General features: G+C 71.5%; 19 protein-coding genes and 1 pseudogene. 9 read left to right on the forward strand and 11 right to left on the reverse strand.

Annotated elements, in window-relative coordinates:
- Positions 1-89 precede the first annotated feature (89 nt).
- From IE177_RS35865 to IE177_RS27785, 3 genes are all read right to left on the reverse strand, one after another.
- Complete coding sequence (locus IE177_RS35865) at positions 90-314, reverse strand: hypothetical protein (protein WP_373305193.1); 225 nt, start codon at positions 312-314, stop codon at positions 90-92.
- Positions 315-459: 145 nt separating this feature from the next.
- Positions 460-948, reverse strand: a complete 489-nt coding sequence (locus IE177_RS35270) for a DUF6023 family protein (RefSeq protein ID WP_229816307.1) — start codon at positions 946-948, stop codon at positions 460-462.
- Positions 949-1138: 190 nt separating this feature from the next.
- Positions 1139-1438, reverse strand: coding sequence for a hypothetical protein (locus IE177_RS27785; protein ID WP_229816319.1), 300 nt, complete (start codon positions 1436-1438; stop codon positions 1139-1141).
- Between IE177_RS27785 and IE177_RS27790 the strand changes: the two genes are divergently transcribed.
- The 4 genes and pseudogenes from IE177_RS27790 to IE177_RS27805 all read left to right on the forward strand — a co-directional run.
- Positions 1425-1916 carry a hypothetical protein gene (locus IE177_RS27790; protein ID WP_229816320.1) on the forward strand — a complete coding sequence of 164 codons (492 nt, stop codon included), beginning with the start codon at positions 1425-1427 and terminating at the stop codon, positions 1914-1916. The genes IE177_RS27785 and IE177_RS27790 overlap by 14 nt on opposite strands.
- Positions 1917-2365: 449 nt before the next feature.
- Complete coding sequence (locus tag IE177_RS27795; RefSeq protein WP_190018197.1) at positions 2366-3304, forward strand: MerR family transcriptional regulator; 939 nt, start codon at positions 2366-2368, stop codon at positions 3302-3304.
- Positions 3305-3378: 74 nt separating this feature from the next.
- Positions 3379-3945 (forward strand): GNAT family N-acetyltransferase, encoded by a 567-nt coding sequence (locus tag IE177_RS27800; protein ID WP_190018198.1) that lies wholly within the window; start codon positions 3379-3381, stop codon positions 3943-3945.
- A 107-nt stretch (positions 3946-4052) separates the two neighbouring features.
- Positions 4053-4214: pseudogene (locus IE177_RS27805) on the forward strand (IS110 family transposase); the annotation flags it as partial.
- A gap of 68 nt (positions 4215-4282) precedes the next feature.
- On the opposite strand, the gene IE177_RS27810 reads toward IE177_RS27805, so the two are convergent.
- Both IE177_RS27810 and IE177_RS27815 read right to left on the reverse strand, forming a co-directional pair.
- Positions 4283-4822, reverse strand: coding sequence for a GNAT family N-acetyltransferase (locus IE177_RS27810; RefSeq protein WP_190018302.1), 540 nt, complete (start codon positions 4820-4822; stop codon positions 4283-4285).
- 215 nt (positions 4823-5037) lie between these two features.
- Positions 5038-6282, reverse strand: coding sequence for a L,D-transpeptidase (locus tag IE177_RS27815; protein WP_190018303.1), 1245 nt, complete (start codon positions 6280-6282; stop codon positions 5038-5040).
- Positions 6283-6772: 490 nt separating this feature from the next.
- Here IE177_RS27815 and ctaD point away from each other — a divergent pair, with 490 nt between their 5' ends.
- Both ctaD and IE177_RS27825 read left to right on the forward strand, forming a co-directional pair.
- On the forward strand, positions 6773-8449 hold the full coding sequence (gene ctaD / locus IE177_RS27820; protein ID WP_444545627.1) for an aa3-type cytochrome oxidase subunit I: 1677 nt from the start codon (positions 6773-6775) through the stop codon (positions 8447-8449).
- Positions 8450-8452: 3 nt separating this feature from the next.
- A complete protein-coding gene (locus tag IE177_RS27825; protein WP_190018200.1) occupies positions 8453-9067 on the forward strand; it encodes a hypothetical protein in 615 nt (204 codons plus the stop codon).
- A gap of 31 nt (positions 9068-9098) precedes the next feature.
- Here IE177_RS27825 and IE177_RS27830 read toward each other — a convergent pair whose 3' ends face one another.
- The 5 genes from IE177_RS27830 to IE177_RS27850 all read right to left on the reverse strand — a co-directional run bounded on the left by IE177_RS27830 (position 9099) and on the right by IE177_RS27850 (position 15675).
- The gene (locus IE177_RS27830) at positions 9099-10976 is read right to left on the reverse strand and encodes a discoidin domain-containing protein (RefSeq protein ID WP_190018201.1); all 1878 of its coding nucleotides are present in this window, start codon (positions 10974-10976) and stop codon (positions 9099-9101) included.
- 143 nt (positions 10977-11119) lie between these two features.
- Positions 11120-12484, reverse strand: coding sequence for a GH1 family beta-glucosidase (locus IE177_RS27835; protein WP_190018202.1), 1365 nt, complete (start codon positions 12482-12484; stop codon positions 11120-11122).
- A gap of 29 nt (positions 12485-12513) precedes the next feature.
- Positions 12514-13353 (reverse strand): carbohydrate ABC transporter permease, encoded by an 840-nt coding sequence (locus IE177_RS27840; protein WP_190018304.1) that lies wholly within the window; start codon positions 13351-13353, stop codon positions 12514-12516.
- A 13-nt stretch (positions 13354-13366) separates the two neighbouring features.
- On the reverse strand, positions 13367-14353 hold the full coding sequence (locus tag IE177_RS27845; protein WP_190018203.1) for a carbohydrate ABC transporter permease: 987 nt from the start codon (positions 14351-14353) through the stop codon (positions 13367-13369).
- 5 nt (positions 14354-14358) lie between these two features.
- Entirely contained in the window at positions 14359-15675 is a 1317-nt protein-coding gene (locus IE177_RS27850) for an ABC transporter substrate-binding protein (RefSeq protein ID WP_190018204.1), read from the reverse strand.
- Positions 15676-15870: 195 nt separating this feature from the next.
- Here IE177_RS27850 and IE177_RS27855 point away from each other — a divergent pair, with 195 nt between their 5' ends.
- Complete coding sequence (locus IE177_RS27855; RefSeq protein ID WP_190018205.1) at positions 15871-17160, forward strand: ROK family transcriptional regulator; 1290 nt, start codon at positions 15871-15873, stop codon at positions 17158-17160.
- Positions 17161-17766: 606 nt separating this feature from the next.
- On the opposite strand, the gene fusA is transcribed toward IE177_RS27855, so the two are convergent.
- Complete coding sequence (fusA, locus tag IE177_RS27860; RefSeq protein WP_190018206.1) at positions 17767-19824, reverse strand: elongation factor G; 2058 nt, start codon at positions 19822-19824, stop codon at positions 17767-17769.
- Positions 19825-20282: 458 nt separating this feature from the next.
- Here fusA and IE177_RS27865 point away from each other — a divergent pair, with 458 nt between their 5' ends.
- Positions 20283-21083, forward strand: coding sequence for an AraC family transcriptional regulator (locus IE177_RS27865; RefSeq protein ID WP_190018207.1), 801 nt, complete (start codon positions 20283-20285; stop codon positions 21081-21083).
- A gap of 446 nt (positions 21084-21529) precedes the next feature.
- Positions 21530-22477, forward strand: coding sequence for a sterol desaturase family protein (locus tag IE177_RS27870; RefSeq protein WP_229816308.1), 948 nt, complete (start codon positions 21530-21532; stop codon positions 22475-22477).
- Positions 22478-22542 lie beyond the last annotated feature (65 nt).

Genomic DNA, 22542 nt, shown 5'->3' on the forward strand with positions numbered 1-22542 from the left:
CGTCCCCGCGAGGTCCTGCGACAGCAGTCGCGGGCCGCGCGGGGACGCGTCTCGGGCCGTGTGCCGCCTACGGCGCCCGGGAGATGCGATCAGGATCCGGCAGGCAGGAGCGCGGCGGTCTCCGCGAGCGCCCTGGCCGCCGGTGCCGGGTCCACCAGCCACTTCAGGTGGCTGGTGGTGAGCGTACGGACGTGACCTTCTGCGACGTCGGCGGTACGCGCGTCGCCCTTCCCGCCGCCGCGAACCATCTCGCGGCCGGGGAACGAGACGTCGCCATGCGGCGCACCGTCCAGCCGCAGGGAGTCTTCGGGCATGGCAAGCGTCAGCGGTCGAGCGCGAAGTCACGGGGCAGCGCGCGAACGGCTCCCCCTGTCCGGCGATTCACACTACTCAGTGAAGATCATCCCCACTACCCGGACGAGCCGTGAGGACGGCGAAGCAGGCTTTCAGGCGCCTGAACTAAACGGAGTCGACCTCCCAGGCGACCACGCCCGTGGCTCCCTGAACGGCATCGACGTCGATGTGGGTCCGCTTGTCTCCACTGATCCGCTCCGCCACCACGGACTGATCACACGGCACCTCGGCCGAGGCGCGGTCACCCGTCGGCCTGAAACGCAACCGCGCCGTGCCGTGGCCGGCGCAGACCAGCTTCAGCTCATAGCTCTTGCCCGCTTGCAGACCGGGTTCGGTATGGATGCCGTCGGCCAGACGTTCCACGCCGGACTCGACCATCCGCCCGCTCTGAACGGCGGCGAGGGCGGCCTGGGCCCGTCCCGTCAGCCCCTTGTCCGTGGAACCGTCCGCTGCGCGGGAAGAACTCGCGGCGGGCTTCGAGGGCGTCCTGGCAGGCTTTCCGTCCCCGGCATCCGACGTGCACGACGCGAGGAGTAACACCGATGCCGCCACGGCGCATCCGACGATCCATCGCCCCAAGGTCGCATCCGTCATGTCGTCGTCCCCCAGAATTCCCAGCCGGTCTTGGTCATGGGCAGCGTAGCCTTCCAGACCCCGACGGCCACGCAGCGCGGCGCGGCAACGGCCTTTCCGTGGCTGGGTGTCGGTGCTGGCGGATGGCTTCGGAGTCGTCGGCCCGGCGGTGCAACGGGAGTTGGGCGCCCGGGCGAAACGACAGGGCGACTCACAACCGCGGTTTGCTGCCCGGCACCCAGTCGAAGCCGAAGCCGTACTTCCGGTCGATGAGTTCCTGGCTCGAAAGCCACGGCTTCGCGGTGAACCAGCGGACCTCGCGCCGCAGGTCGAGGGTGTCCCGCCCCGAGGCCAGCAGCGCGATCGCGCACGCGGTGGCGCCTGCCGGGGAGTCGTCAAGATGGATGCGCCACGTTCCGTTCGGTGCGCTGACGGTGACTACGCCGCCGAGGGCGCGGAAGTCGGCCGCACCCTCGTGGTTCCACAGCGCCGGACTCGTGATCGGTGACATATCGCAGGCCGACGTCCTGTGGTCGCTCACTCCGGGGGTCGCCGTCCACTTCCTGGACTGCGACGGCTTCCGCCGGGTAGGACGCGCGGCCGTGCAGGCCCAGGCGGGCACCCCCGACTGGAACGATCCGCTGGTGCCGTCGACCGAGGCGTCGGTGGACACGGATGCGTACAAAACGTCCCTCGTGGCGGGACGTGTCCTCACCCAGGATCCGTACGTCGCACCGGGCAACGAGCTGAAGCTCGTCGTCGGCTGTCTGAACGACCGGCAGGAGGCCTCGGTCCGCCGGCTCTTCTCGCAGGCCGCCGGTGAGCGGGGTACCCGGCCGCGTCCGGGCGAATGGCAGACCGCGCTGAGCGACCGCGGTGTGATCACTCTGACCGCGGCCACGCCCAGGCCTCGGCCCGCCGTCGACCACTCGGTCCTGGACCGAGCACGGGTGCGGACCCCGATAAGCCTGCGCGCACAGGGGCGTTGACGAGCGATCACCGGGTGAAGGCCGGTGTGGATGCCGACGCCCATCGCGAAGTGTCTGCACTACGGCCGCCATCGCCCTGTCCGGTAGGCGTCCGGCAGGTGCCGGCTCGTGACCGTGAAGAGGTGTTCGGGGCCCAGGCCGCGTTGCCGCCGCTCGACAACGTCGGTCATCAGCACCACAGCGCGAACCACGGTCGATGATCTGGCGGGAGAGGAAGCCGCCCGCCAGCGTGAGGGCGAGGGGCAGCCGCCCGAGCCGGTCCGCGACCCGCGCCGCCTGCTCCGTCATACCGCTGTGCGGATCGAGATCGCGCGGCACGAGCGCGGTGTCCTCCCGGGGCAGTACGCCGATGTACAAGGAATTGTCAAGACTTGTGGATGAGAGGGGGTTGCCTGCCGGCAGGCGAAGGGACTTGAGTCTCCAGTAGGGGGAGACACAAAGGTGGGGACATGGACGGCGACACGCTCTACTCGATCGGCGAACTTGCCCGACGGACCGGTCTCACGGTCAAGACCATTCGGTTCTACTCCGATCGCGGAATCGTGGCGCCGACGGACCGCAGCCCGGCCGGCTACCGCCTCTACGGCATCGAAGCCGTCGCACGCCTGGACCTCGTGCGGACCCTGCGCGAGCTGGGACTGGATCTCCCCACGATCCGCAAGGTCGTGGACCGCGAGCTCTCGCTTCCCGAGGTCGCCGCAGCGCACGCCGAAGCACTGGCAGTGCAGATCCGCGTCCTGCGCCTGCGGCGCGCGGTGCTGACGACGGTGGCCGAGCGCGGGTCCACACCCGAGGAGACAGAACTCATGCACCGGCTGGCCCAGCTTTCCGAGGACGAACGCAGACATCTGATCGGCGATTTCCTCGATGCCGTCTTCGGCGGTCTTGACGCCGCCCCCGCATTCGCGGGGGTCATGCGCTCGATGACCCCCGAGTTGCCCTACGACCCAGAGGCGGAGCAGGTCCAGGCGTGGGTGGAGCTGGCCGAAATGTCCCTGGACCCGGGTTTCCGCGCCGCCGTGCGGCGGATGGCCGAGGACCAGGCGGCCGAGCTGACCCAGAGCGACATGATGGGCCCGCGCCGCGACATCGCCGCAGCCGTCCGTGACCAGGCCGGCCCGGCCCTGACCGCCGGCATCGATCCGGCCTCGCCCCAGGCCGATCCGATCGTCGCGGCCTTCACTGCGCACTACGCGCACCTCCTCGGCCGCCCCGACGACGTCGAGCTTCGCCGCCGGCTGGCGACTCGGCTGGAGAGCGTGAACGACCCACGCAGGGAGCGATACCTCCAGCTGCTCGCAGTGGTCAACGGCTGGCCGGCCCCGGAGAGTCTGACTCCAGTGTTCGATTGGTCCGTCCGGGCTCTGCGCATCCGGACACAGCGATGACGGGGCGGTCGCAAAGCGGCATGAGGCGGACGCGGCTGGCGTCGGGGGAAGACGCCGCCGCATATGATCGGTTGATGATTGCCCCGGTCGTGCTTCAGGTGGCCGCGTCGCCGGCCTCCCCCGCTCTCGTTCTTCGCCCCTGGCGCATGGAGGACGTTGCCGCACTGGTCGAGGTGAGCCGGGATCGGGCACTGCGCCAGTGGGCGAGCTCTGTCGTGGACAACGACGCCGACGGGACACGCTGGGTACAGGCTCAGCAGCAGGGCTGGGCAGCGGGGGACCGATTCGGCTTCGCCGTCCTTGAGGCACAACCCGGTTCACTTCGCGAACAGTTGGTGGGCAACGTGGTCCTCAAGGAAGTCACCTCCGGCAAACCGGCGGCCGAAGTGGGCTACTGGACCGCGGCGCAGGCTCGCGGGCGGGGAGTGGCCTCCCGTGCTTTGGAGGCACTCACTCGTTGGGCCTTCGACACCTTCGAAGGCGACGGGCTGGAGCGTCTCGAACTCCTGCACCAGGTGGACAACCTGGCATCGTGCCGGGTTGCGCAGAAGAGCCGCTACGACTTCGACACCGTCCTGCCCGCGGCACCGCCCTCCTTCCCCCGCGAGGGCCACCTGCACATACGGCGCGCGAGTGCCTGAGATCCTCCCGGCTTCTGCGGATCGGCCGAGGCCGCTCACGCCGAGAGAGCCTCGGAGCGTTCGACGGCTCCCGCCCGACCCCTGCGAAGGCCGCGAAGCTCACCCTCGCCCACCTGCGCGCCGCCGGACGCGAGCACGACGACTGGCACACCGCTGCCCAGGGCCACCTGCTCAACCGCCTCCTCGGACAGCTCCACCACCGTCTCCGGACCTGGCAGCCGTTCAACAGACAGCGCGCCTCCGCGCCACTCCTTCCAGCGCCTGCATGACCCGCAAACCCACATTTCGGCGACGAGAACAACGGCGTTGCGAAGATCCACACTGCCGAAGCGCGAACTCATCTGGGGGGCGTGCCCGGGGCCCGCAGGCCGAGCCACTGATCAGCGTCCCAGGCCCGGAACCGCTCTGCTTCGGTGAATCCCAGCTTTGCCGCGAGGCGCATCGAGCGGGCGTTGACGGTCTGGGTGGCGAGCACCACCGGCTCACCCGGAAGGGCGCCTTCGAGCCAGTCCAGTGCTGCCGCGCACGCTTCGGCGGCATATCCGAATCCCCACGCCCGCGGCAGGAACAGGTAGCCGAGATCGATCTTCCCCACGGCCGAGGGGCAAACGTGCTCCGTTACTCTCCTGAGCAGAATCTGGCCGATCATCGTCCCGTCGAGATCGACAACGAAACTCCCGGTCCGACGCCCGGGCACCTCGGGCATCTCGCCCTCGAGCTCGTCACGCGGACGGGGACCGCCGAGGTAGGTGTTCACCTCCGGCGACGCGTGCAGCTCGATGAACGCCGCACGGTCCCCGGCCTCGGGCTCACGCAGCACGAGCCTATCGGTCCTGATCGGTGCAGGCGGCCACGCAACGGGTCCGAGATCATTCATGGCGGCCAGCCAATCAGCGGCCTCAGTAGCGATCAAGACTCGCGGCCCCTCTTGACGTCTTATCCCCCTGAGAAGTCTGCCCAAAGAAAGACATGGTGACTGTCGCGGCGGGGACGCTGCTCCACGCCCCGACGCGCCGGGCGGCGGCCGACATGGTGTCGGCCGCCGCCCGGCGGAGGAAACGCACGTCCAGGTGCCTGGGACGCGGCCCGGCGTCAGTTCGTCGTGCTGCCCGCGACCCACTCGCTCCACGGCATGTTCCAGTCGCTGAGGCCGTTGTCCGGGGCCAGCGTGGTCTTGTCGTCGGAGTTCTTGACGATCACGACGTCACCGATCATCGAGTGGTCGAAGAACCACGCGGCGGGCTGCTTGGCGTCGCCGCCGCCCCTGACGTCCTTGAGGCCCACGCAGCCGTGGCTCGTGTTGACCTTGCCGAAGATGCGGTCGGCGCCCCAGTAGTTGCCGTGGATGAACGTGCCCGAGTCGGACAGGCGCATGGCGTGCGGTACGGCGGCGATGTCGTACGAGGGCTTGCCGTCCTTCTCCGTGAGGTTGACGCTCGCGGCGCTCATGCGGATGTGCCGGAACTTCTCGGAGATGACCATCCGGCCGTTGTACGTCGGGTGCTCGGGGCTGCCGGACGAGATCGGGATGGTCTTGATCGTCTTGCCGTTCCGCACGACGGTCATCCGCTTCGTCTTGGCGTCGACCGTGCTGATCTGGCTCCGGCCGACCTTGAAGGTGACCGTCTTCTGGACACCGCCGGCGTTCAGCCCGACGGTGACGGTGGAACCGGGCTTCCAGTAGGTCTCGGGGCGGAAGTCCAGGCGGCCGTCGTTGAGCCAGTGGCCGACGACCCGCTGGCCGCTGCTGGAGCTGACCTGGATCTGCGACTGGACGGCGGCCTTGTCGGTGATCGCCTTGTCGAAGGTGACCGTCACCGGCATGCCCACGCCGACGGTGGAGCCGTCCTGGGGAGAGACGTGCCCGATGAAGTCGTTGGCCGGGGAGACCGTGGTGATCGTGGCGTTCTCGTGGGCGGCGCGGCCCTTGGCGTCGTGGGCCTCTGCGGCGATCTGGTACCTGGTGGCCCGCTTGAGCGGGCTGTCCGGCTTCCACGAGGTGCCGTCCGCGGACCGGGTGCCCGGAATCTCGGCGCCGGTCGCGACGGCGGTCATGGTGACCTTGGTGAGCTTACCGTTACTGACGGTGACCCTGACGGGGTCGTGTGTCCCGACGTCGTGGGCGCCCCACCCGGGCGTGATCTTCACGTGGGCGTCGGAAACATCCTCGGCGCCCTGGGTGGCCTTGGCGGCATCGGCGGTCTGAGCGGCTGACGGCCGATCCGCCGGAGCAGGCGTCTGACCTGCGGCGCCGCTGCCACCCGTGGCGGCGTCGCTCGTGCCGCCGAGGGCCGTGACCGCGAGCACGCCGCCGAGTACGCCGGCCGCGGCCACCATCCTGGTGTGTCGTTTGCGTGCCGTGATCAAACGCTTCTCCCTGCCCTTGGTTCGTGCATGGCCTCAGATGGTTGCCTTGGGAACACAACCGTCCCTTCCCATCCTTTATACGCATTCGGGCTGTCCAAATGGGGCAATAGTGGCGAAGGCCACCAGTCGTCGAGCGCGTGACCGTCAGGCCTCGGCGCGTGTGACGCGATCGGAAAAGGTCCCGGGCTGACAGGCCCTGTCAGCGGCGCCGAGCCGGGACCGTTCGGCCCTATGGGCACCCCCTCCCCATGCGGTGATCTTGGGGCGGCGGCCGGGAGGGGCCGGGTCCTTGTTGCAGCCTGCGCGCTTCCGGGCTCGTCGTCGTGTCGATGAGTCGACGAGTCGTTGTACGAGTGGATCGGGAGGGCACCGTCCGGTGGACGAGGTGCGGATACAACAGGGATCGGCAGGGGGGCCGGGCGGGCCGGACAGCGGGGTCGAGGACGCCGGTGACGAGGCGGTGGCCGGGCCGGCGCGCCGGGTCGCGCGGCCGGTGTGGGTGGAGTGGGCGACCACCACGGACCACAAGAGGATCGGGACGCTCTATCTCGTCACCGCCTTCGTCTTCTTCATCGTCGGCGGCGTGATGGCGCTGCTGATGCGGGCCGAGCTCGCCCGGCCCGGGCTGCAGATCATGTCGAACGAGCAGTTCAACCAGGCGTTCACCATGCACGGCTCGATCATGCTGCTGATGTTCGCGATGCCGCTGTTCACCGGCTTCGCGAACTGGATCATGCCGCTGCAGATCGGCGCCCCCGACGTGGCCTTCCCCCGGCTGAACATGCTCGCCTACTGGCTGTTCCTGTTCGGCTCGTCGATCGCCGCGTTCGGGTTCCTCACCCCGGGCGGGGCCGCCGACTTCGGGTGGTTCCTGTACGCGCCGCTGTCGGACGCCGTGCATTCGCCCGGGCTCGGCGCCGACCTGTGGATCATGGGCGTGGCCCTGTCCGGCTTCGGCAGCATCCTGGGCGCCGTCAACTTCATCACCACGATCATCTGCATGCGCGCGCCCGGCATGACCATGTTCCGCATGCCGATCTTCACCTGGAACGTGCTGCTGACCGCACTCCTGGTCCTGATCGTCTTCCCCGTGCTGGCGGCGGCGCTGTTCGCGCTGGAGATGGACCGCAAGTTCGGCAGTCACGTCTTCGACTCCGCCAACGGCGGCGCGCTGCTGTGGCAGCACCTGTTCTGGTTCTTCGGTCACCCCGAGGTGTACATCCTGGCGTTGCCGTTCTTCGGGATCGTCTCCGAGGTGATCCCCGTGTTCGCGCGCAAGCCGATGTTCGGCTACGCGGGTCTGATCGGTGCGACCATCGCCATCGCCGGTCTGTCGGTGACCGTGTGGGCCCACCACATGTACGTCACCGGCGGCGTGCTGCTGCCGTTCTTCTCCTTCATGACGTTCCTGATCGCCGTGCCGACCGGGGTGAAGTTCTTCAACTGGATCGGCACGATGTGGAAGGGCTCGCTGTCCTTCGAGACGCCGATGCTGTGGACGGTGGGCTTCCTCATCACCTTCCTCTTCGGTGGGCTGACCGGCGTCATCCTGGCCTCACCGCCGATGGACTTCCACCTCTCGGACTCGTACTTCGTGGTGGCGCACTTCCACTACACGGTGTTCGGCACGGTCGTGTACGCGATGTTCGCCGGATTCCACTTCTGGTGGCCCAAGTTCACCGGCAGGATGCTCGACGAGCGGCTGGGGAAGATCACTTTCTGGACCCTCACCGCCGGCTTCCACCTGACGTTCCTGGTGCAGCACTGGCTGGGTGCCGAGGGCATGCCGCGCCGGTACGCGGACTACCTGGCGGCCGACGGCTTCACCGCGCTGAACACGGTCTCGACCATCGGCTCGTTCCTGCTCGGCCTGTCGCTGCTGCCGTTCTTCTACAACGTCTGGAAGACGGCCAGGTACGGCGAGCCGGTCGGCGTGGACGACCCGTGGGGCTACGGCCGTTCGCTGGAGTGGGCGACCTCCTGCCCGCCGCCGCGGCACAACTTCGTAGCCCTGCCGCGGATCCGCAGCGAATCTCCCGCGTTCGACCTGCACCACCCCGAGATCGCCGCGCTCGAACACGAGACGGGCGCGGCCGTGGCGGCCGCGGGTTCCGCCGGTCCGGAAGCGGTGAGGTAGGCCGTGCCGCACGCCGTCGCCGCGCTGGGAGCCGCGGCCCTGACCGCCGCCGGGAGCGTCTGGTACCTGCCCGCCCTCGCCGACCTGCGGGCCGGCGCCGACCGGCCCGAGTCGCGGCGCGTCGCGGCGGCGGCCTGCCTGACCGGCTGGGCCGGTGTCGGCTCCCTGGCCGTGCTGCTGCTCGCGGCCGAAGGGTGGCGGGTGCCCGGTGCGGCGGCCGTGGTGGGTGCGGCCGCCACGGCCGTACTGCGTCTGGACGCCGCCGTGAGGCGCCGGCGGGAGGTGCGGGAGACCGCGCGCGGCTGGGCGCGGCTCGGCCATGCGCCCAGCCCGGCCGCTCCGGGCCCCGCCCGGCACGCCGTCGCCGCGGTGGTGGGCGCGGGGGTGGTCGTCTCGGTGGTCCTCGCGGCTTCGTACGTCGTCGCCGGGTGGACGAGCGGCGGGTTCTGGGCGGCCGCCGCCGCTCCGGGCGTCGTCACGGGCCTGTCCCTCATCGCGGCGGTGGTGTACGGCCGGATGACCCGTCGCCCCGCGACGGCCGTCGGCAGTGGAGGGCAGCGGCATCAGCGGCGCGTGGGCGGTCCCGGGGCGGGCCACGGGCGGGGCGGCGTCTCGTGAGCCGCCCCGCCCGCCGCCCGGGGCGTCCCGGTCAGCCCTTCTGTTCCACGCGCACCCAGTCCACCTCGGCCTGCACTCCCCCGCCCGCGATCCTGTCCACGCTGGACTGCGGGAGCCCCCAGTAGGGGCTGGTCACCTTGTTCCAGCCGGCCGGGTAGGCGCCGCCCAGGGCGAGGTTCAGGATGACGTACTGGTCGTGGTCGTAGACCCACTGGCCCCGCGTCGATTCCAGCTTGTTGCGGGTCGTCTCCTGGACCGGGCGGTCGTCGACGTAGAAGCGCATGGCCGTCGGGGTCCACTCGACCGCGTACGTGTGCCACTGGTCCGCGGTGCCGCCGTTGGGGTACGTCTGGCGGGCGCCGATGTTGCCGTCCGCCGAGTAGCCGGGGCCGTGGAGGGCCGAGCTGGTCCAGTCGCCGTAGCCGATGTTCTCCATGATGTCGGTCTCGCCGGAGGCCGGCCAGGAGACGGACGGGTCGTCGACGTCGCTGCCCAGCAGCCAGAAGGCGGGCCAGAAGCCGTCGCCCACCGGCAGCTTCATGCGGGCGCTGACCTTGCCGTACGTGAAGTCGAAGTGGGTGTTGGTGTCGATGCGGCCCGACGTGAAGTCGTAGGTGCCGCCGCCCGCCTTCGTGCACCCCTTGCAGTACTTCGCCTTCAGGACCAGGCTGCCGTTCTGGGTGCGGATGTTGTCCGGGGAGTCGACGTAGGCCTGGGACTCGCCGTTGACCGGGCCCATTTCGGTGCCCGTGCGGACGACCCGCCATTTGGAGCGGTCGAGGGCCGCCCCGGTGAAGTCGTCGAAGAACGTGGTGCGGTAGGCGCCCTGCTGGTCGGCCGGCAGGGCCGGGTAGGCGGCGGAGGCGGAGCCGCCCGTGCCCCAGACCTGGAACTCGTACAGGGAGTAGCCGAACTGGGCGGTCGCGGGGGCCGGGTTGTAGAAGGAGCGGCGTTCCTTGCCGAGCATGCGGACGTAGCGGCCGGTCGCGGGCGTGGGCAGCTTGACCGTGTCGTGCAGGCCTGCCGCGTCGGACGGTGACTTGACGTCGGCGCGGCGGGCCGCGATGTCCGCTGCCGACGGTTCGTGGACCGTGCGCCAGGTGCGGTTGTCGTCCGAGACCTGGAGGAGGTAGTCGACCGCGTACGCGGACTCCCAGTACAGGTCCACCGTGTCGATCGTCGACCGCGCGCCCAGGTCCACCGACACCCAGCGGTCGGCGTTCCAGTCGCTCGACCAGCGGGTGGTGTCGGCCTTCAGGTCGGCCGGCCAGCCGCCGTCCGTGACGAACGCCGGTGAATTCCCGGCGTGCTGGTAGTAGTTGGAGTACGCGGGGTGGTTCAGGGCGAGGTTGGTGCGGGTCGTCGACGCGGGGGCCGGTTCTCCGCCGTAGACCTTGAGGTTCCACAGGGAGTAGCCGTACGGCGTGGCGCGTTCCTGGCCGCGCAGGCGGACGTAGCGGCCGGTGACCTCCTGGGGGTATGTGTGGGCCGTGATGGAGCCTCCGGTGCCGGCGGTCTCCGTGTAGAAGGGGGTCCAGTCCGTGCCGTTCCTCGACGCCTCCAGGACGTAGCGCCTGCCGTAGGCGGCCTCCCAGTCGAGGACCACGCGGTCGATGCGGAGCACGGAGCCCAGGTCGACGCGGATCCAGGCGTCGTCGGCGAAGTTGCTGGACCAGCGGGTGGCTCCGTCGCCGTCGAAGGCGAGGCCGGGGGCGGTGCCGGAGTTCTCGCTGCCGGAGGCGGTGACCGCGGCCGGGTTCAGGGCGTACGCGGCGGCCGCGCGGTCGGTGTCCCAGCCGGCGGCGGCCGGGGCCGCGTGGGCGGGGGCGGCCGACAGCGGGCCGGAGGTCAGCAGGGCCGCGGTGGTCAGTGCGGCAGCGAGCAGGGTGCGCGGGGTACGGGATGGCATGCGGCTCTCCTCAGTGGGGGTGGGGAATCGCTGAGCTGTGTGATGTGCTCATGACACACACCGGGCACACAACGGGCCGGTCGCGTGCCGGACCGGTGGGCGCGGGCTCCCGCACCCGCGCCCACCGGCGGTCCGGGCCGGACTCAGGCGGCCCGGCGTGTCTGGCCGCGGTGGACGCGGACGATGTCCGCGTACCGGTGGCCACTGCCCTTGATCGTGCGGGTCTGGGTGCGGTAGTCGACGTGGACCAGGCCGAAGCGCTTGTCGTAGCCGTACGCCCACTCGAAGTTGTCCAGCAGCGACCAGGCGAAGTAGCCGGCGAGCGGGGCGCCCTTGCGGGCCGCCGAGGCGCAGGCGGCGAGGTGCCGCTCCAGGTACTCCCGGCGCTCCGGGTCGTCCACCGTGCCGTCGGGGCGCACCACGTCCGGGAAGGCCGAGCCGTTCTCGGTGACGTAGATCCTGCGTGCGCCGTACTCCTCGGTGAGGCGCAGCAGCAGCGCCTCGATGCCGCCGGCGTCGATCTCCCAGTCCATGCCGGTGCGCGGCACTCCGTCGCGGCGGACCGAGCGGACGTACGGCGCCGGGCCGTTCGGGTCGTCGGTGACGTGGGCCGGGAAGTAGTAGTTCAGGCCGAGCCAGTCCAGCGGGGTCGCGATCGTCTCCAGGTCCCCGCCGTGCACCGGGAGTTCGACTCCGTAGGTCTCCAGCATGTCCGCCGGGAAGCCACGGCCGTGGACCGGGTCCAGCCACCAGCGGTTGACATGGCCGTCGTGGCGGCGGGCGGCCGCCAGGTCCTCGGGCCGGTCGGTGGCCGCGTGCACGGTGGAGAGGTTGTTGACGATGCCGATCCGGGCGTCGGGGGCCGCCGCGCGGACCGCCTCGGTGGCGAGGCCGTGGCCGAGGAGCAGGTGGTAGGAGGCACGGACGGCGGCCGTCAGGTCGGTCCAGCCGGGGGCCATCGTGCCCTCCAGGTGACCGATCCAGGCCGAGCAGGAGGGCTCGTTGAGGGTCGCCCAGAGCTTCACGCGGTCGCCGAGACGGGCCGCCACGGTGGAGGCGTACTCGGCGAACGCGAGGGCGGTGTCCCGCTCGGGCCAGCCGCCGCGGTCCTGGAGCACCTGCGGCAGGTCCCAGTGGTAGAGGGTGACGGCCGGGGTGATGTCCGCCTCCAGCAGCGCGTCCACCAACTCGTCGTAGAAGGCGAGGCCCCGGGGGTTCACGGGGCCCGTGCCGCCGGGCACCACACGCGGCCAGGCGACGGACAACCGGTACGCGTTGACGCCGAGTTGCCGCATCAGGCCGATGTCCTCGCGCCAGCGGTGGTAGTGGTCGCAGGCGACGTCGCCGTTGTCGCCGTTGGCGATCTTCCCGGGCGTGTGGGAGAAGGTGTCCCAGATCGAGGGCGTGCGGCCGTCCTCCGCGACGGCCCCCTCGATCTGGTAGGCCGCGGTGGCCGTGCCCCACAGGAAGTCGTTCGGCAGTGCGGCGAGGTCGATGCGTTCGGACACGGAAGTCCCTTCGGGATACGGGGTGTGGGTCACTTGACGGCGCCCGCCGTCAGACCGGCGACGAGGTAGCGCTGCAGGAGGAGGAAGCCGGCCACCACGGGCACGCTGACCACCAGCGAGGCGGCCATGATCTGGTTCCAGTAGACGTCGTTGAGGGTGGAGTAGCCCTGCAGGCCCACGGCGAGGGTGCGCGTGGCGTCGTTGGTCATGACGGACGCGAAGAGCACTTCTCCCCACGCGGTCATGAAGGCGTAGACGGCGACCGCGACGATGCCGGGGACGGCTGCCGGTACGACGATCCGGAACAGGGCGCCGAGCGGGCCGCAGCCGTCCACCATGGCCGCCTCGTCCAGGTCGCGCGGCACCGAGTCGAAGTAGCCGATCAGCATCCAGATGGAGAACGGCAGCGAGAAGGTGAGGTAGGTGAGGATCAGGCCGCCCCGTGAGCCGAACAGGGCGATCCCCGTGGCGTTGCCGATGTTGACGTAGATCAGGAACAGCGGCAGCAGGAACAGGATGCCGGGGAACATCTGCGTCGACAGGACGGTCACCGTGAAGACCCGCTTGCCGCGGAACTCGTAGCGGCTGACGGCGTACGCGGCGAACACCGCGATGGCGACGGAGGCGATCGTCGCCGCGCCGGCCACGATCAGCGAGTTCATGAAGTACCTGGCCAGCGGGACCGTCGACCAGATGTCGATGTACGGGCGGACGGTCAGGCCGCTGGGCAGCCAGCGGAACTTGCCGCTGACGTCGGCGAGCGGCTTCAGCGAGCTGGAGACCATCACGTACACCGGGACCAGGACGAACCCGGTGAGCAGGGTGAGGAAGACGCGGCGCGACCAGACGAACGAACGCGGCGGTGCCAGTGCTGAGTCGGTCCTAGGCATCGGCGGCCCTCCGTCCGCGTGAGGTGAACAGCAGGTACACGCCGGTCACGACCAGCAGGAAGAGCAGCAGCAGCACGGACATGGCCGAACCGGTGCCGAAGTTCCAGGTGACGAACGAGGCCTGGTAGATGTGCACGGAGATCAGGTCGGCGGACTCGGGGGCGGCCTTGCCGAACAGGACGTAGGGGGTGTTGAAGTCGTTGAACGTCCACAGGAACAGCACCAGGACCAGTACCTGGTTGACGGGGCGCAGCGACGGCAGCGTGATGCGGCGGACCTGCTGCCAGATCCCGGCGCCGTCCAGCGCGGCGGCCTCGTACAGCTCCTTGGGGATGTTCTGCAGGCCGGCCATCACGATGAGGAAGGCGAACGGCCAGCCCTTCCACACCGACACGGTCAGCAGGGCGTAGAAGCTGTTGTCGCCGATGAGCCAGAAGGAGGGCCTGTCGGTGAGGTGCAGCTGATCGTGCAGGACGTGGTTCACCAGGCCGTTGTCGTGCTGGAACATGAACACCCAGGTGATGACGGCGGTGTAGACGGGCAGCGCGTACGGCACGAGGAACAGGGCGCGCAGCAGGCCGCGGCCGCGGAAGGTGTCCTGCATGTAGATCGCGGCGGCCGTGCCGATCAGCCAGCACAGGGCGACCGACAGCAGCGTGAAGCCGACGGTGACGAAGAAGGAGTGCAGCAGGGCCTCGCCGACGGGGGCGTCGAAGTCCACCGACACCTTGTAGTTGCCGAGGCCCGACCAGGGGGCGGTCCCCCAGTCGCGGATGTAGAACTGGGTGAGTTCCTTGAAGCTCATCACGATGCCGATGACCATCGGCACCAGGTGGACGAGGAGTTCGAGCAGCAGGGCGGGCAGGAGCAGCAGGTAGGGCAGTCCGATGCGGCGGATCCGCCCGGTGCGGGGGCGTGGTTCGCGCGCCGCACCGGGGGACGTCTCGCGCACCGGCTCCTTCAGAGCGGTGGTCGTCATCGTGCTCAGGCCGCCGGCATCTGCTGCTGGGCCTTCTCCAGCTCGGCCTTGACGGAGTCGGTGGTCACCGCGCGTCCGGCGGCGGCGTCGGCGAACAGCTCCTTCACGGCCGTGCCCACCGCCGTCTCGAACTGCGACTCGGCGGCCACCTGCGGCAGCGCTGCCGCGCTGGTGGCGAGGGTCTGCTTCAGAACCACGGTGGCCGGGTCGCTGAACGCCGGGTCCTGCAGGGCGGCCTTGACCGGCGGGATGGTGGTGTAGGCCTTGTTGAGGATCTTCTGTTCCTCGTCGCTGGTCATGAACTTCACGAACTTCGCGGCGCCGTCGAGGTTGTGGCTGTTCCTGAACACGGCGATGTTGATGCCGGCGACCATGGAGTTGGTCTGGGCGCCGGTGCCGGGGGTGCCGGAGCGCACGGGGACGGGGGCGACGCCGTAGTCGTCCTCGCTCATGCCCTGGGACTTGAGGTTGGAGGCGGCGGTCTGCCACAGCAGCATGGCCTGCTTGCCCTTGGCGAAGTCGCTCACGGACTGGTTCTGCGCGTACTCGGCGTCGCCGGTGGGGATGACCTTGTCCTTGGCCATCAGGTCGACGTAGGCCTTGATCGCTTCGACCACCTTGGGGTTGGTGAAGTCGGGCTTGCCGTCGGCGGTGAAGAAGTCGGCGCCGTGCTGCTTGGCGAAGACGAAGACGTGGTGGATGTTCTCCGAGACGTTGGCGCCCTCGGCGCCGAGCACGGACTTGCCCTTCGCCTTGATCTTCCTGCCGTCGGCGACCAGCTCGTCCCAGGTGGCCGGGGGCTTGCCGATGCCGGCGTCGGCGAAGATCTTCTTGTTGTAGTAGAGGGCGTACGCCATCGAGTACAGCGGCACCGCGGCCGGGTCCTTGCCCTCGGCGCCGGTCGAGCCGAGGGCCGAGTCGACGAACCGGTCCCGGCCTCCGATCTTGCCGAAGTTCTTCGCGTCCCACGGCTGCAGGGCGCCCGTCGCCTGCAGGGAGGCGCTCCAGGTGTTGCCGATGTTCAGCACGTCCGGGCCCTGGCCGGAGGTGGTCGCGGTGAGGATGCGGTTGAGCAGGTCGGACCAGGGCACGACCTCCAGCTTGACCTTGATGCCGGTCCGCCGCTCGAACTTGTCGAGTTCGGGCTGGAGGACCTTCTTGTCGACGGAGATGCTGGCGCCCTGGTTGGAGGCCCAGTACGTGAGCGTCTTCGGTGAGTCGTTGGACCCGCTGCCGCTGGACGAACCGCCTCCGCAGGCCGTGGCCGCGAGGGCGAGAGACATGGTCACGGCGCCTACGGCCGCGGCTCGGATGCTGCGCATGGCTCCTGGTGTCCCTTTCCGGGAGTCGAGACCTGGAGGACCGCTCGCACGAGCCGACACCCCGTCCGGCCCGCGAAGCCCCCTCATGGCTTAATTTAGGACGTGAGTTAAACCGCAAGAGAAACGAACGTCAAGGGATCCGGCAGCGGCGAACGGCCCGGCGGGCCGGAAAACCGCGGAGAACTGGGAGGCCAGGTGGCAGGGCTGAGCGGCCGCACGGTGCGTGACCTGCGGCGGGAGAGCCGGAGCGCCGTTCTGCAACGGTTGTATGTCGATGGGCCGATGAGCCGGCACGCGCTGGGTCCGGCGACCGGTCTGAGTTCGGGTTCCGTCAGCAACGTCGTGGCCGAACTCCTCGCCGACGGCCTGGTGGAGGAGGCGGGCGTGATCGGCGCGGAGGTCGGCCGGCCGCGCCGGCTGCTGCGGGTACGGGCGGACAGCGGGCGGCTGATCGGGGTGGACGTCGGCGAGACCCGGGTACGGGTGGAGCTGTTCGACCTGACACTGAGCGAACTCGCGCGGGTGGAACGGGCCCTGGGGCCGCGCGGCTACGAGGTCGACGCCGTCGTCGGCCACGTCGCGGACGGCATCGCGGAGGTGCTGCGGGCGGCCGCCCTCGCTCCCGGCGAACTGCTGGGCGTCGGCATCGGCGTGCCCGGCATCATCGAGCGTACCGGGGAGGAGGGCGCCGTCGTCCACGGTCAGACGATCGGCTGGGACACGGTGCCGCTGGAGCGGCTGCTCCGCCGCCGTGTCCGACTTCCGCTCCACGTACCGTACTTCATCGACAACGGCGCCAAGGCGCTGGGACAGGCGGAGATGTGGTTCGGCGCGGGGCGCGGGGCGCGCAACGCCGTGGTGGTGCTGTTCGGTTCGGGGGTGGGCGCCTGTGTGGTCACCGAGGAGGCGGCCCAGGGGCGGGCGGTGGAGTGGGGGCATCTGACCGTGCGGGTGGGCGGACGCCGGTGCCGGTGCGGGGCGCGCGGCTGCCTGGAGGCCTACGCGGGCGCGGAGTCGCTCGTGGCGCGCTGGCGGGAGGCGGGCGGGCGGCCGTCGGCCGGGGCTGGCGAGGAGCGGGCACTGGCCGAACTGCTGGCCGCGGCCCGCCCCGCCGACGGCCGCGGCCCCGATCCGGTGGCCGCGGCCGTCCTCAGCGAGACCGCCGCTTACCTCGGCGCCGGCCTGTCCGACCTGATCAACCTCTTCCAGCCCGAACGGGTCCTGGTCGGCGGCTGGGCGGGGCTCCAGCTCGGCGGCGCCTTCCTGGACCGGGTCCGCGAACACGCCCTCGCGCAGGCACTGCGCCACCCCGCGTCCCGGGTGGGCGTCGAGCTGGGCCTGCTCGGCCCGGAGGCGGTGACGGTGGGCGCGGCGGTGCTCCCCCTCGCCGAGTTCTTCGCCACGGGGGGCCGCCGCCCACGGCCCGCTCCGGAGCCGACGGCACCGCCGGCTTGGCGCACGGCGGTGGAGGGGCGGCTGGCGTGAAGGGCAGGCGGTGGGTGACGGGCCGCGCCCGAGCCGACGGCGCCGCCTGCCCGGCGGGGCTCCCGACGCGGCCCGTACGAGCGCGCACGCCCCGGTCGTTCTCGTACCGGTAGCCGTTCGGCGCCGGGTGCCGTGGCCCCGGACCGCGCACGTGCCGACGCCGGGCCCCGGCGGGCTGCCTGGCCGGTCACGCAACCGGCCGACGCCCGGGCGCGACAGCCCATGAACGCAGCGCGCCTGCCCACACCGGACGGTCAGCCCACCGGTTGGGCAGCCCGCTGGCCGGCGCCCACGCCCACACCGGACACGGAGCCCACCGGACCGGCAGCCCGCCGACGGCGTGCACAGCGGGCTGCCGAACCGGTCACCCAGCCGACCGGCGCCACACGCGGGAGCGCCCCAGCTCGAAGGCCCACCCGATGCCCGGCGCGGCAACCCAGCAGCCCGGCACACACGCCCACACCGGACGCGGAGCCCACCGGATGGGCAACCCGCCGGCAGCGGGCCCGCCGGGCCGGTGCCGGCCGGTGCCACGGGGCTGCTGGGGCGGTCGGGGATCTGACCGCCCCAGCCGGGCACCGGGCCGGCGACCGTGCCGCCGCCGGGTTACCGGGCCGGCGTCCCGGCCGGTGCCGGTGCGTAGCCGGCGGGGTGCGTGGTGAAGGTGCCCCTGCCCTGGGTGCGGCTGCGCAGGCGGGTCGCGTAGCCGAACAGTTCCGCCAGCGGCACGGTCGCCGTCACCACGGCCGAGCCGCCCCGCGTCCCGGAGCCGCCCACGCGCCCGCGCCGTGCGGCCAGGTCGCCGAGGACGCCGCCGACCGCGTCCTGCGGCACGGTGACCGTGACCTCGGCGACCGGTTCCAGCAGGACCGTCCCGCAGGCGCGCAGAGCCTCTCGGAGACCGAAGCGGCCGGCGGTGCGGAACGCCGTGTCGGAGGAGTCCTTCACGTGGGTGGAGCCGTCCGTGAGCGTGACCCGCAGACCGGTCACCGGGTGCCCGCCCAGCGGCCCGTCGGCGAGGGCGTCCCGGCACCCGGCCTCCACCGCGCGCACGTACTCCTGCGGCACCCGGCCACCGACCACGGCGGACCGGAACTCGAACCCGGTGACGCCCGGTTCGGTGCCCAGCGGTTCGACGTCGAGCACGACGTGGGCGAACTGTCCGGCGCCGCCGTCCTGTTTGACGTGCCGGTACACGAACCCGCTCACCCCGGTCACGACGGTCTCCCGGTAGGCGACCCGGGGGCGGCCCACGGTGACCTCCGGTCCCCCGTCACGCCGGATCTTCTCCACCGCGACCTCCAGGTGCAGTTCTCCGCGCCCGGACAGCACGGTCTGTCCCGTCTCGGCGTCGGTGCGGACCACCAGCGAGGGGTCCTCCTCCACGAGCCGCGCCAGCGCCGCCGCGAGCCGGCCGGTGTCCGTCCCGCGCCGCGCCTCCACCGCCACGGACACCACGGGCTCGGCGGCCACGGGCGGCTCCAGCAGCAGCGGAGCGCCGGGGTCGCACAGCGTGGAGCCCGGCCGGGCCGACTTCACGCCCGCGAGCGCGACGATGTCACCGGCGACCGCCCGGTCCAGCGGCACGTGCCGGTCCGCCATGACCCGCAGGATCCGCGCCACACGCTCGCCGCGCCCGGTACCCGGGTCCCACACGGTGTCCCCCTTCTCGATCGTTCCGGAGTAGACGCGTACGTAGCTCAGCCGTCCGGTGGCACTCGCGTGCACCTTGAACACCAGCCCCGCGAACGGCTCTTCGGGGTCGGCGGCCCGCCGCTGCGCGGCGCCCGCGTGGACACCGCGGACCCCGGGCAGGTCCGACGGCGACGGCAGGTAGGCCACCACCGCGTCCAGCAGGGGCTCGATGCCGCGGTTGCGGTACGCGGACCCGCACAGGACGACCACGCCGTCGCCGCTGCGGGTGAGGTCGCGCAGCGTGGCGGTCAGGGTGGCCGCGGACAGCGTCTCGCGGTCGCAGAACTCCTCCAGGGCCGCCGGGTGCAGTTCCGCCACCGCCTCCTCCAGGGCGCGACGCCGCCGCAGCGCCTGCTCCCGCAGCGCCTCGGGCACCGGCCCCTCCACGGCCGTACCGGCGCCGTCCGCCCAGACCAGGGAACGCATGCGGACCAGGTCCACCACGCCCACGAATCCGTCCTCGGCGCCGATGGGCAACTGGACGACGAGCGGCGCCGGATGCAGCCGTTCGCGGATCGAGTCGACGGCCCGGTCGAGGTCGGCGCCCGCACGGTCGAGCTTGTTGACGAACGCGATCCTCGGCACGCCGTGCCGGTCGGCCTGCCGCCACACGGACTCGCTCTGCGGCTCGACCCCGGCCACGGCGTCGAACACGGCGACGGCCCCGTCGAGGACGCGCAGCGAGCGCTCGACCTCGTCGGCGAAGTCGACGTGGCCGGGGGTGTCGATGAGATTGACGCGATGGCCGTCCCAGGCGCAGCTCACCGCGGCGGCGAAGATGGTGATGCCGCGGTCGCGTTCCTGCGGATCGAAGTCGGTGACGGTGGTGCCGTCGTGCACCTCGCCCCGCTTGTGGGTGGTGCCGGTCGCGTACAGGATGCGCTCGGTGACGGTGGTCTTGCCGGCGTCGACGTGGGCGAGGATGCCGAGGTTGCGGACGGTCGTGAGGGTGTTGAGGCTGGTGCGCACGGCCCGGTGCCTTTCGGGTGTGTTCCTGGAGAGGGCTGCGCGATCTCCCGTACGCCGGGCGGGCATGACGGTACGGCGAAGTCCGGGCCTGTGCCGGACGGAAGCCGCCGGCAGCGTGGGCTGCCGGGTGTCAGCGGGGCGTCACGGGCATCCGGTGCCGGCCGCGCAGCGGGCACCGGGCGGCCGAGGACACCAGAATCACCTCGGTCCGCGACGGGGGAACGACGACGGCGGTACGGTCACGCACGGCCCGGCTCCCCTCGGCTCTCACCAACTCGACGGATCGCGCCGCCGTTCATGCCGGTGCGGCGGGCGACGCATGAGCGAGTGTAGGAGCGGGGCCTGACGGCGCATACTGATTTTCCTCTCACGCCGCTCGCCACGGCGGGCACTACACTCCGACTCGGGGGAAGCGGCGGCCTCCGCCCGCCCACGGGAGCGCCGACGAGGAGGACGCCTTGGACACCACCCCGGCCCACTCCCCGACGCCGGCCCGGCCCGCCCCCCAGTGGCACGGAGCGGCGAGCGCCTCCGCCGGTCTGCTGGCGTTCAGCGGCCGGATCGGCGGCGCCGCGCCGCACGCGCACGCCGCCGTCCAGGTGCTGCTGCTCGCCTCCGGCGGGGTCACGCTGGTCGATCCCGCGGGCCACGCGCAGGAGGCCCGCAGCGCGATCATCCCGGCGGGCGTCCCTCACGAACTGCGTGCCTCGGTCGACGCCGGTGGTCTGGTGGCCTACCTCGACCCGGCGGGACCCGCCGGGCGCGCCGCCGACGCCCTGTTGCGCGCGACCGGCCTGGATCCCGCCACGGCACGGGCCTGGCGCGCCGCCGCCCAGGCCCTGCCCGGCGTCCGCACCGTGGACGAACTGGTGGGTGTCCTGCACACGCCGCCCGCCCCGCTCGGCACGCTGCCCGAGCCGCTGCGGCAGGCGCTGGCGCTGGCGCCGCGGCTCATCGACGGACCGCTGCTGCTGGGTGAACTCGCCGGGCGCGTCGGCCTGTCGGCCAGCCGGCTGGGTCATCTGTTCGCCGAGCACCTGCGCCTGCCGTACCCCGCCTGGCGGCGCTGGGCGCGGCTGCTGCACGCCCTGGAGTCGGTGCAGTCGGGCGCGTCCCTCACCACCGCCGCGCACGCCGCCGGATTCACCGACTCCGCGCACCTGACCCGCGCCTGCCGCGCCATGTTCGGCATCCCCCCGAGCGAGGCCCTGGCGGCCACCGGCCTCCCGCCGACCCGCCCGGCACCGGCGGCACGGTAGGACACCGGGGTCCCGGTAGGACCCCGGTCCCTGCGGTCCCGAACCCCGGCAGCCCCCTCACCCTGGCCGCACCCCGACCCCGGAAGCACCCCGGCCTCGGAAGCACCCCGACCACGACCCACGCCGACCCCGGAAGTACCCCGACCTCGGCCGTACCCAAACCCCGCGACCCCGATCGCGGCAGGACCCCAGCTCACGGCCGGGCCCCGGAAACGGTCGGCGTCACGGTCCGGCAAGGCGACCGCCTCGCAACCCCGACCCACGAACCCTGAAGGGCGACCGCCCCGCACCCCCGGCGCCCGCCCCGCAATGCCGGAAGGCATCCACCCCACTCCCCGGCCAGCACCCGACCCACAACGCCGGAAAGCGCACCCCCGGCACTCCACCCGCGCGGCCAGCGGATCCGTACAAGCCCCGGACCGTACGGGCGGGTCACGCTGGGGTCCATGAGCACCGACTCCCCCCACCCCGTCATGCTCCTCGCCCCCCACGGGCCACTGGCCGCGGCCGCCCGCTACGGCTACGCCCCGCTCATGCTGATCGGCGTCAACGGCGCCGCCCTCGCCCTGATCGCCGCCGGTGCGGCCAAGGCCTGGCTGCTGGTCCTCCTCGCGGGCGCCGTCTGCCTGTCGTTCGCCGTCGAGCATCTGATCCCCTACGCCGGCGAGTGGAACGGCAGCCATGACGACGCGGGCCGTGACGCCGCCCACGCCCTGGTCAACGAGGGCTTGCTGCTGGCCAGTCTGGCCGTGGTGCCGCTTCTGTCGGCGCTGGTCCCGTGGGCCGGCGTCTGGCCGGCCTCCTGGCCCTTCCCGGCGCAGGTGCTCCTCGCGGTCCTCGTCGCCGACCTCGGCATCACGCTGGTGCACTACGCCAGCCACAAGGTCGGCGCGCTGTGGCGCTTCCACGCCGTCCACCACTCGGTCAAGCGCTTCTACGGGCTCAACGGGCTGATGAAGCACCCACTGCACCAGACCGTGGAGACCGCGGCCGGATTCACCCCGCTGCTGCTGGCCGGGCTGCCGGTCGAGGTGGCCACCGGCGCCACCCTGGCCACCGCCGTCCAGTTGCTGCTGCAGCACTCCAACGCCGACTACCGCGTCGGCCGCCTGAAGTACGTGCTCGCTCTCAACGAGGGACACCGCTTCCACCACCTGAAGTGGGCGGGCGTCGGTGACGTCAACTTCGGCCTGTTCACCCTGGTCTGGGACCACCTGCTCGGCACCTTCTCCTACACGCCCGCCCGCCGCTTCTCCTCCGACGACCTGGGCATGGCGGCCAAGCCGCACTACCCGACGGCCTACCTGGCCCAGCTGGCCGAGCCGTTCAGGTCCTCCGGCGCCTGCCACTTGCCGGCGGGACGGAAGTCCGCGCCGCTCGCGCCGGATTCTTAACACTCTCCTGCAACCGGCTTTGGCTGCCGCTGCCGGTCGGCTTCCTAGGGTCGGCCTTGCGCACC

The organism is Streptomyces lucensis JCM 4490, from assembly GCF_014650035.1.
GTDB classification, from domain to species: domain Bacteria; phylum Actinomycetota; class Actinomycetes; order Streptomycetales; family Streptomycetaceae; genus Streptomyces; species Streptomyces lucensis.